General features: G+C 67.4%; 10 protein-coding genes. 3 read left to right on the top strand and 7 right to left on the bottom strand.

Going from position 1 to position 15,867, the window contains the following annotated elements:
* Positions 1 to 51: 51 nt before the first annotated feature.
* The 5 genes from MFF24_RS02660 to MFF24_RS02640 all read right to left on the bottom strand — a co-directional run bounded on the left by MFF24_RS02660 (position 52) and on the right by MFF24_RS02640 (position 11,740).
* Positions 52 to 3,426: a maltotransferase domain-containing protein gene (locus tag MFF24_RS02660; RefSeq protein ID WP_238222189.1), complete on the bottom strand. Its 3,375-nt coding sequence runs from the start codon at positions 3,424 to 3,426 to the stop codon at positions 52 to 54.
* A 138-nt stretch (positions 3,427 to 3,564) separates the two neighbouring features.
* Positions 3,565 to 8,505 carry a malto-oligosyltrehalose synthase gene (locus tag MFF24_RS02655; RefSeq protein ID WP_238222187.1) on the bottom strand — a complete coding sequence of 1,647 codons (4,941 nt, stop codon included), beginning with the start codon at positions 8,503 to 8,505 and terminating at the stop codon, positions 3,565 to 3,567.
* Positions 8,502 to 10,307, bottom strand: coding sequence for a malto-oligosyltrehalose trehalohydrolase (treZ, locus tag MFF24_RS02650; protein WP_238222185.1), 1,806 nt, complete (start codon positions 10,305 to 10,307; stop codon positions 8,502 to 8,504). The genes MFF24_RS02655 and treZ overlap by 4 nt, the downstream gene beginning before the upstream one ends.
* 249 nt (positions 10,308 to 10,556) lie before the next feature.
* Positions 10,557 to 11,039: a DUF2852 domain-containing protein gene (locus MFF24_RS02645; protein ID WP_238222183.1), complete on the bottom strand. Its 483-nt coding sequence runs from the start codon at positions 11,037 to 11,039 to the stop codon at positions 10,557 to 10,559.
* A gap of 74 nt (positions 11,040 to 11,113) precedes the next feature.
* Positions 11,114 to 11,740: a TetR/AcrR family transcriptional regulator gene (locus MFF24_RS02640; RefSeq protein WP_133088514.1), complete on the bottom strand. Its 627-nt coding sequence runs from the start codon at positions 11,738 to 11,740 to the stop codon at positions 11,114 to 11,116.
* A gap of 219 nt (positions 11,741 to 11,959) precedes the next feature.
* Between MFF24_RS02640 and zigA the strand changes: the two genes are divergently transcribed.
* From zigA to speG, 3 genes are all read left to right on the top strand, one after another.
* On the top strand, positions 11,960 to 13,180 hold the full coding sequence (gene zigA, locus MFF24_RS02635; RefSeq protein WP_238222885.1) for a zinc metallochaperone GTPase ZigA: 1,221 nt from the start codon (positions 11,960 to 11,962) through the stop codon (positions 13,178 to 13,180).
* A 5-nt stretch (positions 13,181 to 13,185) separates the two neighbouring features.
* On the top strand, positions 13,186 to 13,479 hold the full coding sequence (locus MFF24_RS02630; protein ID WP_238222181.1) for a hypothetical protein: 294 nt from the start codon (positions 13,186 to 13,188) through the stop codon (positions 13,477 to 13,479).
* An 81-nt stretch (positions 13,480 to 13,560) separates the two neighbouring features.
* Positions 13,561 to 14,109, top strand: coding sequence for a spermidine N1-acetyltransferase (gene speG / locus MFF24_RS02625; RefSeq protein WP_060770138.1), 549 nt, complete (start codon positions 13,561 to 13,563; stop codon positions 14,107 to 14,109).
* 66 nt (positions 14,110 to 14,175) lie between these two features.
* Here speG and MFF24_RS02620 read toward each other — a convergent pair whose 3' ends face one another.
* Together MFF24_RS02620 and MFF24_RS02615 are read right to left on the bottom strand one after the other, a co-directional pair.
* Positions 14,176 to 14,589: a hypothetical protein gene (locus tag MFF24_RS02620; RefSeq protein ID WP_238222179.1), complete on the bottom strand. Its 414-nt coding sequence runs from the start codon at positions 14,587 to 14,589 to the stop codon at positions 14,176 to 14,178.
* A 113-nt stretch (positions 14,590 to 14,702) separates the two neighbouring features.
* Positions 14,703 to 15,548 (bottom strand): hypothetical protein, encoded by an 846-nt coding sequence (locus tag MFF24_RS02615; RefSeq protein WP_238222177.1) that lies wholly within the window; start codon positions 15,546 to 15,548, stop codon positions 14,703 to 14,705.
* Positions 15,549 to 15,867 lie beyond the last annotated feature (319 nt).

The following is a 15,867-nucleotide window of genomic DNA, read 5'->3' as shown; positions in this document are numbered from 1 at the left end:
CTAGAGCGCCCCGCGCCGAAAGTGGAGGCCGGCTCGGCGCGGGCGCGCGTGTCAGCCCCGCCGGGGCCGCAGACGCCAGACGATCGCCGAGCGGTCGGCGGGGTCGAGGGCGATCCGGTGGTTCTTGCCGTAGAGCTCGAACTTGTAGCCCGCGAGCAGATCCTCGACCTCGACCGCCCCGTCGTCGGGCAGGCCGAGCAGATGTAGGGGCACCTCGTAGGTGCATTCCTGGCGGTTCTTCGGATCGAGGTTGACCATCACGAACACGCAATTGTCGCGCTCCGGCGTCACCTTCGCGTAGGCGATGATGTTGTCGTTCCAGGCGCCCGTGAAGTGGATGTTCCGGAAGTCCCATAGAGCCGGGTTGTCCCGGCGCGCCTGATTGAGCTTGATGATGTGCTCGCGGATATTGCCGGGGCGGTGATAATCCCACGCCTTCAGCTCGTATTTTTCCGAATCGAGGTACTCTTCCTTGCCCGGATACGGCGCGGCCTCGCACAGTTCGAAGCCGTTGTAGATGCCGTAGATCGAGGACAGCGTGGCCGCGAGCGTCGCGCGCACGATGAAACCCGGCCGTCCACTGGTCTGAAGATAGTAGGGGTTAATATCGGGCGTGTTGGCAAAGAAGTTCGGGCGGTAGTACTCGCCCATCTCGCCGGCCAGTTCCAGGGCGTACTCGGTCAGCTCCGCCTTCGTGTTACGCCACGTAAAGTAAGTATAGCTCTGCTGGTAGCCGGCTTTGGCCAGCTTCTTCATCATCTTCGGCCGGGTGAAGGCCTCCGCCAGGAAGATGGCGTCGGGGTACTGGGCGTTCACCTCACGCAGCATCCATTCCCAGAACGGGATCGGCTTGGTGTGCGGGTTGTCGACCCGGAAGATGCGGGCGCCATGCGCGCACCAGCCGAGGACGATGTCGCGCAGCTCGATCCAGAGCGACGGCAGCGCCCCGCCGTAGAAGTGGACGTTGGAGATGTCCTCGTACTTCTTGGGCGGATTCTCAGCGAATTTCAGCGTGCCGTCGGGGCGCCATTCGAACCATTCCGGGTGGTTCTTGATCCACGGATGGTCGGGCGAGCACTGAATCGCGAAATCGATCGCGACTTCCATGCCGTGAGCGTGGCTTGCGGCAACGAGCTGGCGGAAATCTTCCAGTGTGCCGAGCTCGGGATGCACGGCCTCGTGGCCGCCTTCCTCCGAGCCAACCGCATAGACCGAGCCGACATCACCGGGCTGCGCCTTGAGCGTGTTGTTCTTGCCCTTGCGGTTGGTCTTCCCGATCGGGTGGATCGGCGTGAAGTAGAGCACGTCGAAGCCGAGTTCGCGGATCTCGGGCAGGCGCCGGATCACATCCGCGAAGGTGCCGTGGCGGTTCGGGTCGCCAGATTGCGAGCGCGGGAAGATCTCGTACCAAGCCGAGAAGCGGGCGGCGAGGCGGTCGGCGATGACCGGGATGTTCACCGGATAGCGCGAGAGATTCACCCGCTCGGCGTTGCGCCGGATGAGCGCCGTCGATTCAGGAGCCAGGATCTTTTCGAGGATCACGGGCGAGCCCTCGGGCTCAGCGGCGAGCGAACGGATCAGCGCGTCGAGCCGCTGCTTGTCGGCACCGCTCGCCAGATCCTCGGCGATCTGGATCAGCTCGACGCCCTCGATCGTTTCCAGACGCACATCCACGCCTGCATCGCGCTTCTTCAGGGTATCGCGCACCCATGAGGAGAAGCCGTCGCGCCACGCCTCGATGGTGAACTCGTAGCGGGCGTTCCTCTCCAGCGGGAAGTGGCCGGCCCAGCGATCGTTGTCGACGAACACCATCGGGTCGCGCCGCCACGTCTCCTCACCGACGACGCGGGAGAGGATCGCCGCGTTGATGATCTCGTGGCCGTCGGAGAAGATGTCGGCCTCGACGCGCACCTGCTCGCCGACAATGCGCTTCACCGCCGAGCGGCCGCCGTCGATCTCCGGCGTCACCGCCTCGATGACGACGCGGCCTTTGCCTTCCGGTGTCGTCGGAGGTGGCGGGGCGGCGACCTTGGCGCGCTCTGCCACGAGGATGCGGATCTCGCCCGGCTGCAGATCGATGCTGGCACCCGGATGAAAGGCGATGGGTTCGGCTTCCGGTGTGCGGTCAATGAAGGTGCCGAGCTGGCCGCCAGTCCGCTCGATGAGGCGGCCGGCATCGATCGGGGCCGGTGCCTCACCCGGATTGGACAGGACCAGCGTCGCCGAATGCGCTGAGGCCGGATGCCCCGTATCGGTGCGGAACAGGGCGGTGAAGGGCGCGTCGGGTGCCGAGAGGCGCATCTGCGCGCCCTCGACATTAGCTGCCGGGATCTCGGCCTTCAAGGCGTTAATTGCCGCCACGAAGCCCGAGATGTCGATGCCGGTCTCGTGCTCGCGCGAGCCAGGATCGGTCTCGACGACGTGCAGTGCGCGGCGATAGCCCCACTCGTAGCCGATCGGCATCAGCACGCCGGCCGAGAAGAAGGCCGCCAGCGCGTAGCGCGTCTTGAGCCGCCAGGCGATTGCTTCGGCACCGCCGGGGATGTCAGCGGCGAGCCGGCTCATGTCGTGGTTCTCGGGGAAGGCGATGGAGGGGGCGACCACCCGCAGCCGCTCGTACTGCTCCAGGGCCCAGGGTGCTTTGAGATTCCACCACGCGAAGGAGTTGAACAGATAGTCGAAGCCCGCACCGGCCGTCGCCTGCGCCTCCTCGAAGGTGCAGCCGAGGGTTTCGGCGGCGAACAGCGTGTCCGGCTCACGCTGCTTGGCGGCCTCGATTAGGGCGCGCCAGACATCCGGCGGCACCTTGTAGGCCGCATCGCAGCGGAAGCCACGTACGCCGAGGCGTTGCAGCCGGGCGATGTAGCCGTCGAAGATGCGGGTCAGCTCGCCCCTCGCATGCTCGGAATGGTAATCGAGCTCGATCAGGTCTCCCCAGACCGTGCGCTTCGACGGATCGTCCGGATCGATCGCCGCCGGGCTCACCGGCTTGCCCTCGGCGTCGCGCACGAACAGGTCGGGCCGCTCGTGGAACAGGCGGGCGTTGTCGGCGGTGTGGTTGATGACGAGGTCGCTCATCACCGAGATGCCGTGCGACTCGGCCGCCCGGCAGAAGCGGGTAATCTGCTCGTCATCGGGCGTGCCGTCGGGGTCGCGGAACCGCTCATCCAGCGCGTCGAGATCGGCCACGGCGTAGAGGCTGCGCGAGCCGCCGGTCTGGTGGAACGGGTTGAGATAGACCCAATCAAAGCCGAGACCGGCGATGCGTGGCAGCTCCGCCGTCCATGCCGAGACCGTGCCGACAAGGAGCGGGAACAGGTTGTAGATGCGCGGCCCCTCGGCGCGGGGCGCGAAGGCGGCGGGCAGGGCCACCGTCTCCGCCCCGGTCCGGGTCGCGGGCGCCATCGCGGTGTTCGGTGCGTTCATCGATCGCCTCCGTCTTGTCGCTTCACGCCTTGGCGCGTTCTGATGGGTCTTGAGCCGCAGAGTGTCCGTCCGGAAACGCCCGCGGCTCCGGTTCGGTCACCGCGGCAGCGCCGATGACCGAAAAGTCGTGCACTGCCCTCAAGCGGTCCGCCGCAGAACCACATAGGGCACGGCCGCGAAGAGCCGACCGAGATCGAGCCGATCGCCCTCGGCACCGATCTCGCCGCCGCCGATCACGTCGGTCCACCGGCTGCCCTCCGGCACCGGCAAGACGGTTCCGGCGAAAGCCTCGCCCGACCAAACCGATTCGGGCGTCAGCCGTGCGACGAGGCGGGGCACCGCCACCAGCAGATCGTCGGCACCGGAGGTCGCCGCGGAGCGGGTGAAGGCGATGACATGGTCGGCGCGCGCGCCCTCGGCCGCGAGCGGCCGGTAATCGGCATCGGCGTAGAAGGCGGGGCGTGCTGCCCGGTCGGCGAGCAGGCGTGCGAGCGTCGCCTGCTTCACGCGGCCGTCGGACCACGCACCGATGAGCTTGGCCGGAGCACCGCCAGCTTCCAGAGCACGCGCCCGCTCCTCGTAATCGACCGGCCGGCGGTTGTCGGGATCGACGAAGGAGAAGTCCCAGAACTCGGTGCCCTGGTAGGTGTCGGGGATGCCCGGCAGGGTGCATTTGAGCACAGTGCGCCCGAGCCCGGCGATCATGCCGAGGAAGGCGAGCCGCCGCACCAGCGGCCGGAGGCGCTGGAGGCAATCCGAGCCGGGGGTGATGAGGGCAGCGAAGAGCGCGTGGACGGCGCTCTCGTAGCCCTCGTCCACGTTGACCCAGCTCGACCGGCGCTTGCTTTCGCGCAACGCCTTCTCGGCATAGGCGTCGAGGCGTTTGCGGAAATCCTCGATCGCGTCGGCATCGTCGCGCTCCAGAAGCTCCAGCGGCCACGCGCCGAGGATCGCCTGGAGGAACATCCACTGATCGTTGGGATCGGGGGCGGGCTCGCCCTCGACTTGCTTGATGTGGCCTTCCGAGGCGCGGCGCCACGTGTCCCAGGCACGGGCCCACTCCTCCGGCAGTTCGGAGAGGGCGAGCTGGCGCGAGCGGGCATCCTCGCCGCGCTTGGTGTCGTGGGTGGCCGTGGTGATCATCGCGTTCGGCCAGTCGCGGGCGCGCGCCGCCTGGAGCGCGTGGAAATGCTCCGCGTCGATGCCGTACTCGCCGGGATCGCCGCCGACCTCGTTGAGGGCGAGCAGTTCGACGAACCGGTAGAACAGCGTGTCTTCCAGACTCTTGGCCATTACCGGGCCGGTGAGCTGCTGGAAGCGGCGGCGGAAGCGCAGCACCACCTGCTGATCGGGATGCCCCGCGCCGCCGACATCGATGCGCCCGAGCAGGGCATCGGCGGCGAAGTCGTGCACCGATCGATCCGGCAAGGCGCTCCAGCGCTTGGCCTTGCGCACGGCCCCCTCGATCAACCGCACATCCTCCAGCTCGATCTCAGTCTCCTCGAGATCGCCCGGCAGGTAGGAGCGGTAGACGGGGAAGCGCGAGACGATCTCAATCAGCGCCCGGCGGATGGCGTTGGTGGAAAAGTCGCGGGTGCGCCGGTCGGAATCGGCGATCTGCTTGAGGTCGCCCGTCATCACCTCCAGTTCCGAGGCGAAACTGATCTCAAGGATCTCCGCCTTGGCCGCCCGGAACTGGAAGCCGTAGGGCTCGTCCATATCGGTGGCCCACCGATAGAACTTCTCGATGCGCGGCTTCAATGCCTTATCGACCAGAATGCCGTCGAGCTGATTCAGTACGTCGTAGCCGGTGGTGCCGGCGACCGGCCAGTCGCGCAACTTCTCCCCAGGCTCGAGGATCTTCTCGACCACGATGTAGAAGCCGGGGCCGACTGCCGCCTGAAGTGCCCGGGCGTAGCCGAGCGGATCGGCGAGTCCGTCGATGTGATCGATGCGCAGGCCGTCGATACGACCCTCGCCGATCAGGCGGAACAGCAGATCATGCGAGCGAACGAACACGTCCGACAGCTCGACCCGAAGTCCTGCCAGCGAGTTCACGTCGAAGAAGCGGCGGTAGTTGATGTCGCTCGATGCGATCCGCCAATGGGCGAGGCGGTAGGATTGCTGTTCCAGCAATCGGTGCAACGGCCCGAAGCTGTCGGGATAGTCGCGGTTGCCGTTGAGCAGGTGCAGCGCGCGGTAAATCGACGCCGCCATCTGCGGCGAGGCCCGCACGGCGCCGGCGAGCTGGCGCTTCAACTCCTCGGCCGCCTCGGGCATGGCCCGGCGGCGCTCAAGGTTCGTCTCCTCGCCCATGGCGCGCAAGCGCTCGGTGATCGAGAGCACTTCCGCCGACATGTCGTCGCCGATCTCGCCGAGGGCCGCGAGCGCCCGGTTGAGGATCGTCGGATATTGCAGCGGGCAGATCGGGAACTGGTGCTCGTAGTGCCAGACGCTGAAGGCGCCGGCCGCCTCGTCGAACCTCAGCTCCAGCGTGCCCTTCTCCAGCGCCTCGCCGTAGCGCTCGCCGAGGAAGGGAATGACGAGCTTACCGTTGGCGCCGAGCCGTTCCCAGTCGATGTCGAAGGCGTTGGCCGCGGGCGAGAGGCCGCCCCATTCGAGCACCGAGAGCCACCACGGATTGTCGGCACCACCCACGCCCATGTGGTTGGGCACGATGTCGAGCAGGAGCTTCAGCCCGTGCGCGTGGAGCGCGTCGGTGAAGCTGCGGAAGCCCTCCTCGCCGCCGATTTCCGGATTAATCTGCGAGTGGTCGACGATGTCGTAGCCGTGGGTCGAACCCGGCCGCGCCCGCTGAAGCGGCGAGGCGTAGACGTGGCTCACCCCGAGCCTTGCGAGGTACGGAACGATCTTCTCCGCATCCGCGAAGGTGAAGCCCTCGTGGAACTGCAGGCGGTAGGTCGCCCGCGGCGGGGCCGAAGAGAGGCGCGCGGCGCCGGAGCGCGGCCCGCGCTCCTCCGCCGAGAGGGCGGCGGCGAGCTTGGCGAGCGGGCCGCCCGGTGCGGCAATGTCCTCGAGATTGCGATCGAGCTTGCGCCGCCAGTTCGGGTAGCCCTCGGTCGAGCCCGGCACATTGGCCTGCGACAGCTCGCCGACGACATCCTCGTATTGCACGGCCGTCAGGATCGAGGGCGCACGGGCGAGGTAACGGGCGGCGGCCTCGAGCGGCGCGTGCTCCGGCGGCTCGGAGCTCGGCAGGAGCTGCTGGGCGGCCAGCGCTTCCGACAGACGCCACCGCTCGGCGACGCGCTCCGTGCGCTCCGCCTCGGCCCGTTCGGCATCGTAGAGGCCGAGCGATTGGCGCGTGTCGGTATCGACGCCGCGCCACCAGCCGACGAAGGTCGGCAGGTCGTGTGTGGTGATCGCCGTGAGCGCGTCCTTCGGATAGGCGTCGGGCGCCTTGAAGGCACCGCCGTTCTCCCGCTCGAAGGCAAGAATGCGGTAGCTGAGGATGCCCGATTGCATCAACGCATCGGAAAAGCCCTCTGGCGCCGTGCCGAGATCCTCGGCGATGACGAGGCACTTGGCGCGGTGGCTCTCCAGACGCAACACCGCCAGCATCGGCTCGAACGGCATCGCCACATAGGCGCCCTCGCGGGCCGAACGGCCGAGCGGGATCAGGAACAGGCGAGCGAGCTGGAAGGCGTGGTCGATGCGGATCGCGCCGGCATGGCGCATATTGGCCCTCACCAGGGCCCGGAATGCCTTGAGGCCGTCGCGCTCCATCTCCAGCGGATCGAAGGCCGGCAGGCCCCAATCCTGGCCCTTGGGCGCGAGCAGGTCCGGTGGCGCGCCGATCGAGACTCCGTTGGCGAAGCGCTCGGGGTGAGACCAGATCTCCGAGCCGCCCCGGTCGGCGCCGACCGCCAGATCGCGGTAGAGCCCGAGTCGCATGCCGGCCTTGAGCGCCAGTTCGGAAGAGGCTTTGAGCTGGCTGTCGGCGAGGTATTGCAGGAAGATGTGGTAGGTGATGCGCTCAGCGTGCTCTTGCGCAAAGGCCCGAACGGCGTCGGTGCCGGCGCGACGGTACGCCTCCGGCCATTCGCCGAGCCAATGCGCACCTTGGGCCCGGAAGTGCTCGGACAGGGCGTCGAAGGTCGCGTGCGATTCGAGGTTCTCGCCGCCCTCCTCGCGGAACGCAACGAAGCCGGCATCCTTGCCCGCCTTCGCCTCCGAGCTCTCCCAATAGGCTTCGAGAATGGGAGACAGCACCTCCCACACGCCGGCATGATCGACCAGCGAGGTGTCACGCAGCGCCTCGATGCGGGCCCGGTGGCTCTCCAGTAGCGCCTCGGCGCGGCTGCCGGCAAAGCCCGGCAGCGCTCCCGGCTCGATGTAGAGGGTTTCGAGGAACAGCCGCGAAGACGGCGAGTAGGGCGAGATCTTCGCCCGGTCGGTCGGGAACAGGGCGTGAGCCGGGCTGAGCCCCAGGAACGAGGCACCCCGCAGGGCCGCATCGCGAGCGGCGCGGCCGGCATCGGCGTAGGTGCCGATGCCGAGATTGGCAGGCGAGCGCAGACCGTAGAGCTGTGCGGCGAGGCCCCAGTCGCGGGCGCCGTCCTCGGCATAGGCGCGCGGGCGCCAGCACTTTCGTGGGGCGGCGACGATCCAGGCTTGCGCCCGGCGGTCGCCAACCGTCACCGTGAGCTGGTGGTAGCCCGGCGTTAGCGGCGGCAGGTCGAAACCGGTGCCCTCCTCCGAGGCATTGAGCGTAGCGCGCCCCTCACGGGAGCGGTCGTGCTCGTCGACGAGCCGCCACGCGATGGCGCCCGAAGTGACGCCCATCCGCACCGGCACGCGCAGGCCGCGCCGCGCCTCGGCCGCCAGTAGAGGCGGGACCACGTTGGCGCGCACGGCCTCGACGGCCGCAAGGCTCCGCCCAACGGCATCATCGTCGCCGGCGGAGAAGCCGAGAGCTTCCAGCATGCCGCGGCGGACATCGAGCGGCGTATCGACCCTCTGCCCAAAGGCGTCGGTGAAACCGTCAGCGATGCCAACGAGGTCGGCGAGGCGTTCAAGGGCATTCACGTTCGAAACACTCACGTCCGAGCTGCTCACTTGCTGCCCCCGATCAGGAACACGCCAGTCCAGGACGGAAGCTGCATCGCCTGCCGCGAGGCGCCGTTCGACCAGATCACCTGACCGCCCTCGGCGTCTGCCGCGTACTCGTCGTCGCCGACATTAGCGACGAAGCGCAGCCAGCCGTCCTCGTAGCGCCAGGTGCAGTCCACCACGCCGGGTGCTGGAATCGTGGCCTTGGCGCCGAGGAAGCGGCTCTTGGTCAACGGCACGACGCTCTGCCGGCGGATCTGGAGAAGATTGCGGGTGTCGGCCCAGACGGCGCGGTGCGGCTCGGTCTCGGCTTCGTCCCAATCGATCTTCGAATCCTCGAAGGTCTTGGCGTCCGTCGGATCGGGGATGACGGAGGTGTCGTCGGCGAATGCTGCGAAGCTCTTGAACTCGCGGCGGCGCCCCTCGCGCACGGCCTTGTTCAACTCCTCATCCGGCGCAAAATCCACGAAGAACAGGAACGGCGCCGAGGCCGACCATTCCTCGCCCATCCACAGCATCGGGATCTGCGGCGCCAGCAGCAGCCCGGCGCGGGCCAGCGCCAGCTTTTTCGGGTCCGCGAGGTGGCTCAGCCGCTCGCCGAGCGCGCGGTTGCCGACTTGGTCGTGGTTCTGGAGGAAGGTGACGAAGGCCGAGGGCGGCAGGTGCCCCGAGGGCTCGCCGCGGGGATGATTGTCGAGGGTCGGGAACGGCTCGCCCTGATAGGCAAAGCCCTCCGCGAGGCAGCGGGCGAGATGTTCCACCGGCTTATCGGCGAAGCTCTCGTAATAGCCGGCATCCTCGCCGGTCAGCAGCACGTGCCAGCAATGGTGCAGGTCGTCCGCCCATTGCGCGCTGTGGAGCACAGGCTGGCCCGTGTCGTCGCGCTCCAACCACCGAGCCTGATTGGCCTCATTCTCCAGAATTAGATGGACGTGCCGATCCGGAAGCGCCTTGCGGATCGTCTCGCCGAGTTCGGCCAGGAAGTGTTTTTCGGAGTCGTCGAGAATTGCGTGCACCGCGTCGAAGCGGATGCCGTCGAAGTGGTACTCTTTGAGCCAGTAAAGCGCGTTCTCGATAAAATAGTCGCGCACAACCGGGCCGGATTCCGCCCCGTCGAAATTGATGCCGGCGCCCCACGGCGTCTGGTGGCGCTCGGTAAAGAACGTCTTGGCGTAGGCGTGCAGGTAGTTCCCGGCCGGGCCGAAGTGATTGTAGACGCAATCAATCAACACCATCAGGCCCTTGGCGTGGGCGGTGTCGATCAGGCGCTTGAGGTCCTCCGGGCGGCCATAGGCCGAATCCGGGGCGTAGGGCAGCACGCCGTCGTAGCCCCAGTTGCGGGTGCCCTTGAAGTCGGCGAGCGGCAGCAGCTCGATAGCCGTCACGCCGAGATCGACGAGATCGTCGAGTCGCTTCTCAAGGCCGGCATAGGTGCCCTCGGGCGTCGCCGTGCCGACATGCAGCTCGTAGACGACCGCCTCTTCCCAAGGCCGTCCAGTCCACTCGCCGTCCGACCACGCGTAGGCGTTCGGGTCGATCACCTCGGACGGCGCCGAGACGTCCTCCGGCTGGAAGCGCGAAGCCGGGTCGGGCACCACAAGATCGCCGTCGATGCGGAAGCCATAGCGGGCGCCCGCCTTCACACCGGGCAGCGTGGTCCGGCGCCAGCCCTCGCCGACATCCGGGATCGGATGGTCGGTCCCATCCACGACGAGAGTCACGTCCTTGGCGGTCGGCGCCCACAGGGCGAACCGCACACCGTCCTCGGCAAACTCGCTGCCGAACCGCATCGCATGGGCGCGCCGCATCAGGCCACCGCTCTCCACTGGAGTCAAAATCGATCGTCGCTCAGGCTGGGCGGCCGTTTCTGTGTCTCACAAGGCGCCCGGCGCCCGCTTGTTCCCAGCCGCGGCAGTTATGGCGGCGAAGGGCTGCGACAACCTCGCGGCGTGACGGAATCGCTGCACTGCACGCAAAACCGTCCGGACATGCGAAAGGCTCCCCACCGAGGTCGGTGGGGAGCCCTCCTAACGATCGTCTTCCGGCGTGCTGTAGGATCAGGCTTCGATGGTCGGACCGCCGCCTTCGGAGCGACGCTTCGCCATGAAGGCGTCGAACTGCTCGCGGTCCTTGGCCCGCTTCAGCTCCTCGACGAACTCGGCGAAGGCCTGGCTCTCTTCCTGGAGAGCGCGGCGGCGCGCCTCCAGTCGCTCCAACTCGGCCCGGCGGTACTCCTCGAAGGCCCAGTTGCCGGAGGTGGCAGCGGTGCCGGAATAACCCCTGGCCGCCTCGAAGGCGCGGGCAAAGCGCGACCGGCCATCACCGCCCGCGAAGCTGAAGCTGCCATTGTTGGCGAACTCCTTCATCTGGCTGAGCGCGGGATAGCCCGCGATCTTCCACGCGACGTAGGCGACCGCGATCGGCCACCAATAGACGAAAGCGACGACGATCGCGCCGATTTCGAGTGAACGCTTGGGAAACGGGCCACTCCGGCGAGACGCGCCGCAGGACCAGGGAGACGTGGTGGAGGACGTGTTCACGGCTGAGGGCTCCGGGTGTGAATGTGAACAACATTCACATGCGGACCCGCCTCAGCTGTTTCAAGAGCCGGGGTTCAAGGCTTTTCTCTCGCCCGGCCGCCGGCTCCATGAACGAGTGCCAGAACGCCTGCACGCAGCAGCTCGTATTTGTCCGGGCCGGGCTTCGGCAGTTGGCCGGCGGCAGCGAGCGTGGCGATGCCGTGGGATAGGGCCCAGACTTCCAGGGCGAGAAAACGCGGATCGACACCGTCGAACCCGTCAGGAAAGGTCGAGCGCAAAGCCTCGACCAGAAGGTCGAACGGATTCGGCCTCTCGGAGGCCGGGGCGGGCACGGCTTGGCCGCGCACCTCGAAGATCGCCGCGTAATAGCCCGGCTCCTCCTCGGCGAAGGTCAGATAGGCCTCGCCCATGCGGGTGAAGCGCTCCAACGGTGTGCCGCGGCCTGTCAACGCCCGCGCCAAGCGATCGGCCAAATCAGCGAAACCGCGGCCGGCAACCTCCTCAAGCAGCGCCTCCCGGCCACGGAAATGGCGGTAGAGCGCTGCGGGCGTGACGCCGACCAGCCGGGCGGCATCAACCAGAGTGAAGCCACCGATGCCGCGCTCGGCAATGAAGCGGCGCGCGGCCTCGATCAGGGCCTCCTTGAGGTTGCCGTGATGGTAGCTGCGCCGGTCTCCCGGTCCCTCGCGCCAGGGTCGCACCCGTTCGTTCCTCCGCGCTGCCCGATCGCGTGTCTGTAACCGACCGAACCCTGCGTCGGTCGCACGCCACCACTGTCATTCGTTCGGTTTGATCCCGCTTCAGCCTTTTCCTTCGAGTCGGTCGAGGAGTCGACCATCTTTTCCATCGGCGAGGCTTGACCGCACCAGCAAAATGAAACGTTATAAAGTAACACTTGCCACCCGATCCCGCGGATGATGATGTCTCGGACCGATGCTCGCCTTCCTGTCACCGTGCTGTCCGGCTTCCTCGGCGCCGGCAAGACGACGCTGCTCAACCACGTTCTCAATAACCGTGAGGGCCGGCGCGTCGCGGTCATCGTGAACGACATGAGCGAGGTGAACATCGATGCCGACCTCGTCCGCGAGGGAAGCGCGGACCTGTCGCGCACGGACGAACGTCTGGTCGAGATGACCAACGGCTGCATCTGCTGCACCCTGCGCGACGACCTGCTCGCCGAGGTTCGCCGCCTCGCCGCCGAACGCCGGTTCGACTATCTGCTGATCGAGGGCACCGGCATCGCCGAGCCGCTGCCGGTGGCGAGCACCTTCTCCTTCCGCGACGAGGCCGGCGCGGCTTTGAGCGACGTCGCCCGGCTCGACACGATGGTGACCGTGGTCGATGCGGTGAACCTCCTGAAGGATTACGGCTCGAACGACTTCCTGCGCCAGCGCGGTGAGACGGCGGGCGCCGAGGACAATCGAACCCTGGTCGATCTTCTCGTCGAGCAGATCGAATTCGCCGACGTGGTGGTGATCAACAAGGCCCGCGACGTCGCGCCGGAGACACTCGACCTCGTCCGCTCGGTGGTTCGGGGATTGAACGCGGATGCGCGCATCATCGAAGCCTCGCACGGACAGGTCGCCCCGGAGGCGATCCTCGACACCGGACTGTTCGACGAGGAGAAGGCGCAGGAACATCCGCTCTGGTTCAAGGAACTCTACGGCGCGCACGAGCACGTGCCGGAGACCGAGGAATACGGCATCGGTTCCTTCGTCTATCGGGCGCGGCGGCCGTTCGATCCGCAGACGTTTCAACGCTTCGTCAACACGACCTGGCCGGGCCTGATCCGGGCGAAGGGCCATTTCTGGCTCGCGACCCGGCCGGAATGGGTCGGTGAGTTCTCGCTCGCCGGTGCCGTCGCGCATATCGGCGCGATGGGGTTCTGGTGGGCGGCGGTGCCGCGTCAGCGCTGGCCGGAGGAAGAGGTTTTTCGCGAGCGCCTCCACTCGGTCTGGAGCGAGGTCTGGGGCGACCGGCGCCAGGAACTCGTGTTCATCGGCCGCGGGATGGACCGCGACGCGATCACGGCCGCGCTCGATGCATGCCTCGTCGGCTCGGCCGAGATTCGGCGATTCGATCCCGATGCCTATCGCGACTTGCCCGATCCCTTCCCGGCCTGGCGCCGCGCGGCTGCCTGATCCCGATGGGTTTCATCAGCCTGAAGGACTGGCGTGCCCGTTCGGCCGGGCTGGCGCAGGCGGCGGCACGGGCGAAATCCCTGCTGCGCCCGGCGTTGGTGCTGAGGGAGGCAGATGCTCTCTCCGTCAACGAGATTGCCTGCGCCGATCCCGGTTGTCCCGACGTTGAGACGGTGGTGCTGGTGATGCGGGCCGGCGAGCCGACACGAGCGCTGCGCTTCCGCGGACCGCTCGATGACCTCGACGAGGCCGCGGCCCGCGTCCTGGCGGCGGAGGAGGTCCGGCTTCGCGAGGCATGAAGCCGGCTTTCATCATTCCGTCTTGGTCGGCGTGGGAGTAGGCCTCAGGGCAACCCCGTTCAGCCCTGGCCGAGTGCGGATATGAGTATCAAACTGCGACCGCTGGAGCGCGAAGACCTCCTCTTCGTGCACCAGCTCAACAACAACGACAGCATCATGCGCTACTGGTTCGAGGAGGCCTACGAGTCCTTCGCCGAGCTGGCGCAGCTCTACGAGCGCAACATCCACAATCAGACCGAGCGGCGCTTCATCATCGCCACGGAGCGCAGCGAGCCGGCGGGAATGGTCGAGCTGGTGGAGATCAACCACCTTCATCGGCGCTGCGAGTTCCAGATCGCGATCCACCCCGATCATCAGGGGAAGGGCTACGCCAAGCGCGCCACCCGCATCGCCATCGACTACGCCTTCAAGGTGCTCAACATCCACAAGCTCTATCTGCACGTGGACAAGGACAACAAGCGCGCGGCCGGCATCTATGAGAGCTGCGGCTTCCGTCCCGAGGGCATCCTCAGGGACGAGTTCTTCGTCAATGGTCGCTACCGGGACGCGGTGCGCATGTGCCTGTTTCAGCCGCACTATCTCGCCGAGCGTGGCGCGGGCGACGTGGCCGAGCCGGTGCTCAAGACCTGAGCCCGTCCCGCAACGAAAACGGGCCCCGTAGGGCCCGCTTCCTTCACCATAGAGAGACAGACGATCCTACCGGTACGGGTTGCCGTAGCGGGCGACGTAAGAGGTCGGGTCGATCGCGTCGATGGCCGAGAAATCGACGTTGCGGATCGCCGTCGAGCGGGCGCCGATGAAGGGCCCGTTGGTGATCGGATCGGGCAGGAAGCCTTCGCCGTAGCGGTCGGTGCGGCCATAGACCGGGTTGAGCGCATTCGAGGCGGCAATGAAGGCGGGGTTGGTGGCCGGGTTCGACACCGAGCCGTTGCCCGGCTCGACCACGTTGCCGGCATCGAGCCAGGAGCGCGGACGAATGCGGATCGGCAGCGGCTGGCTCACGCGCACGTAGCCGGGATTGCCGTAGGGGCCCTGAGCCTCAGCACTGGTTCCGAAGCCGATCGCGGTGAGGGTCATGGCGCCCAACAGGGCGAGCTTGGAAAAGCGCATGGCGTACCTTGTCGTGTGAGAGGCGACTGTACGGGCCGTTCGTTAAGAATCCCGCTTGTTGCAGAGTAGACGTTCTGGCGTGGCCGTTGTTCCCGAAATATGGCCGCGCTTCATCATTTTCGCCGCGATTTCGCCGCATTGTTTTTCGGCGGTTCCATGGCCTCGGCGACCGTGATCGAGCCGGTGCTGTCGCCGGGTCCCGAAGCGGCCACTTCCTCGCTCCGGCAGGCGCTCGCTCCGGGGAAGAGATCGGTGCCGAGCGTCGCCGTCACGCGGCCGGCGAGCGTGACGCGGTCGATGGCGCAGGCAACGGTGCGGGGCTCGGGCGCCTGCCCGAGGATGCCGCACAGCCAGCCGTCGATGGACACGGTTTTCAGATCCAGGCTGCGAAAGCCGATGCAGCCGCGCTTTCCCATGGCCGAGAGCGTCGTCTCGACGGTCTCGAAGGCGCCGAGGCGGGTTGCCACGACGCCGCGCTCGCCGGTTCGGAGGACCGACAGGCCGCGCCCGTCGGCCGCTCGGCGGACCAGGGTGACGAACAGGCTCGAACCGGGTTCGATCCGGCCGCCCGCATCGGTGGCGGTGACGAGGAGATAGGGCGCCTCGATGAGGTCGAATGCGCCCTGGCTCACGCTGTCCTCGCGCTGCCCGTTGCCGGAATTCCAGCGCGTCGGCTCGATCTGCGGCGGCAAGTCGGCCGCGTCCCCGCGCAGGATCAGGAGCGGTTCCGTCGCGGCGATGGCCCGCCGCGCGCCCTCGGCGGCTCGGGGCGGCTCGCTCCAGACGCGCTGCGGCTCGGGGACGGTGACCCGATCCCGCGCGACGAGGGAGAGGCCGGCGATCAGGGCCGCGCTCAGCACGAGTTTGGCTACCAAAGGACCGCGGCGGCGCAGCGGCGGGGCAGACTGAACGTGGAGATCGTCGAATGTGTCGGGGGCGTCGTCCGGATGGGGGAGCATGCGCAGGCCTTCGTCGGGTCCGCGGGGCCCAACGAGCCCTCGCCGTTCTCCAACCTCTGCCGTGCGGCCGACCACCAGCAGGTTGCGCCGGTGCGGGCCATCCTCGCAATTCTCGACCTATGGTGAATCCTCGGCTGCCGATGGCAGGGAGCTGTCACGTCTCCGTCGCTCCGGCACGCGCCCACCTCTTGACAGTCCGGCGCGGCAGGCATCTTGCTCCCGGCGGCTGACGGGCCCACCTCGACACCGAGTCGGGGCGGGCTCGTCAGCCTATGGAATCTTCCCCGACGAAGGGCTTGCGCGGTGCGTCCGCCGGCCA

The sequence above is a fragment of the Methylorubrum aminovorans genome (assembly GCF_022179725.1).
GTDB lineage: Bacteria > Pseudomonadota > Alphaproteobacteria > Rhizobiales > Beijerinckiaceae > Methylobacterium > Methylobacterium aminovorans.
Note: the sequence above shows the minus strand (reverse complement) of the source record. Positions and strands in the feature narration are given on the sequence as shown.

Bases quoted from the DNA above. Each gene is read 5' to 3' on its own strand.
- MFF24_RS02630 (WP_238222181.1), top strand. From the start codon at position 13,186: ATGGGTTTCATCAGCCTGAAGGACTGGCGTGCCCGTTCGGCCGGGCTG.
- treZ (WP_238222185.1), bottom strand. From the start codon at position 10,307: ATGCGGCGCGCCCATGCGATGCGGTTCGGCAGCGAGTTTGCCGAGGAC.
- speG (WP_060770138.1), top strand. From the start codon at position 13,561: ATGAGTATCAAACTGCGACCGCTGGAGCGCGAAGACCTCCTCTTCGTG.
- zigA (WP_238222885.1), top strand. From the start codon at position 11,960: ATGTCTCGGACCGATGCTCGCCTTCCTGTCACCGTGCTGTCCGGCTTC.
- MFF24_RS02615 (WP_238222177.1), bottom strand. From the start codon at position 15,548: ATGCTCCCCCATCCGGACGACGCCCCCGACACATTCGACGATCTCCAC.
- MFF24_RS02660 (WP_238222189.1), bottom strand. From the start codon at position 3,426: ATGAACGCACCGAACACCGCGATGGCGCCCGCGACCCGGACCGGGGCG.
- MFF24_RS02620 (WP_238222179.1), bottom strand. From the start codon at position 14,589: ATGCGCTTTTCCAAGCTCGCCCTGTTGGGCGCCATGACCCTCACCGCG.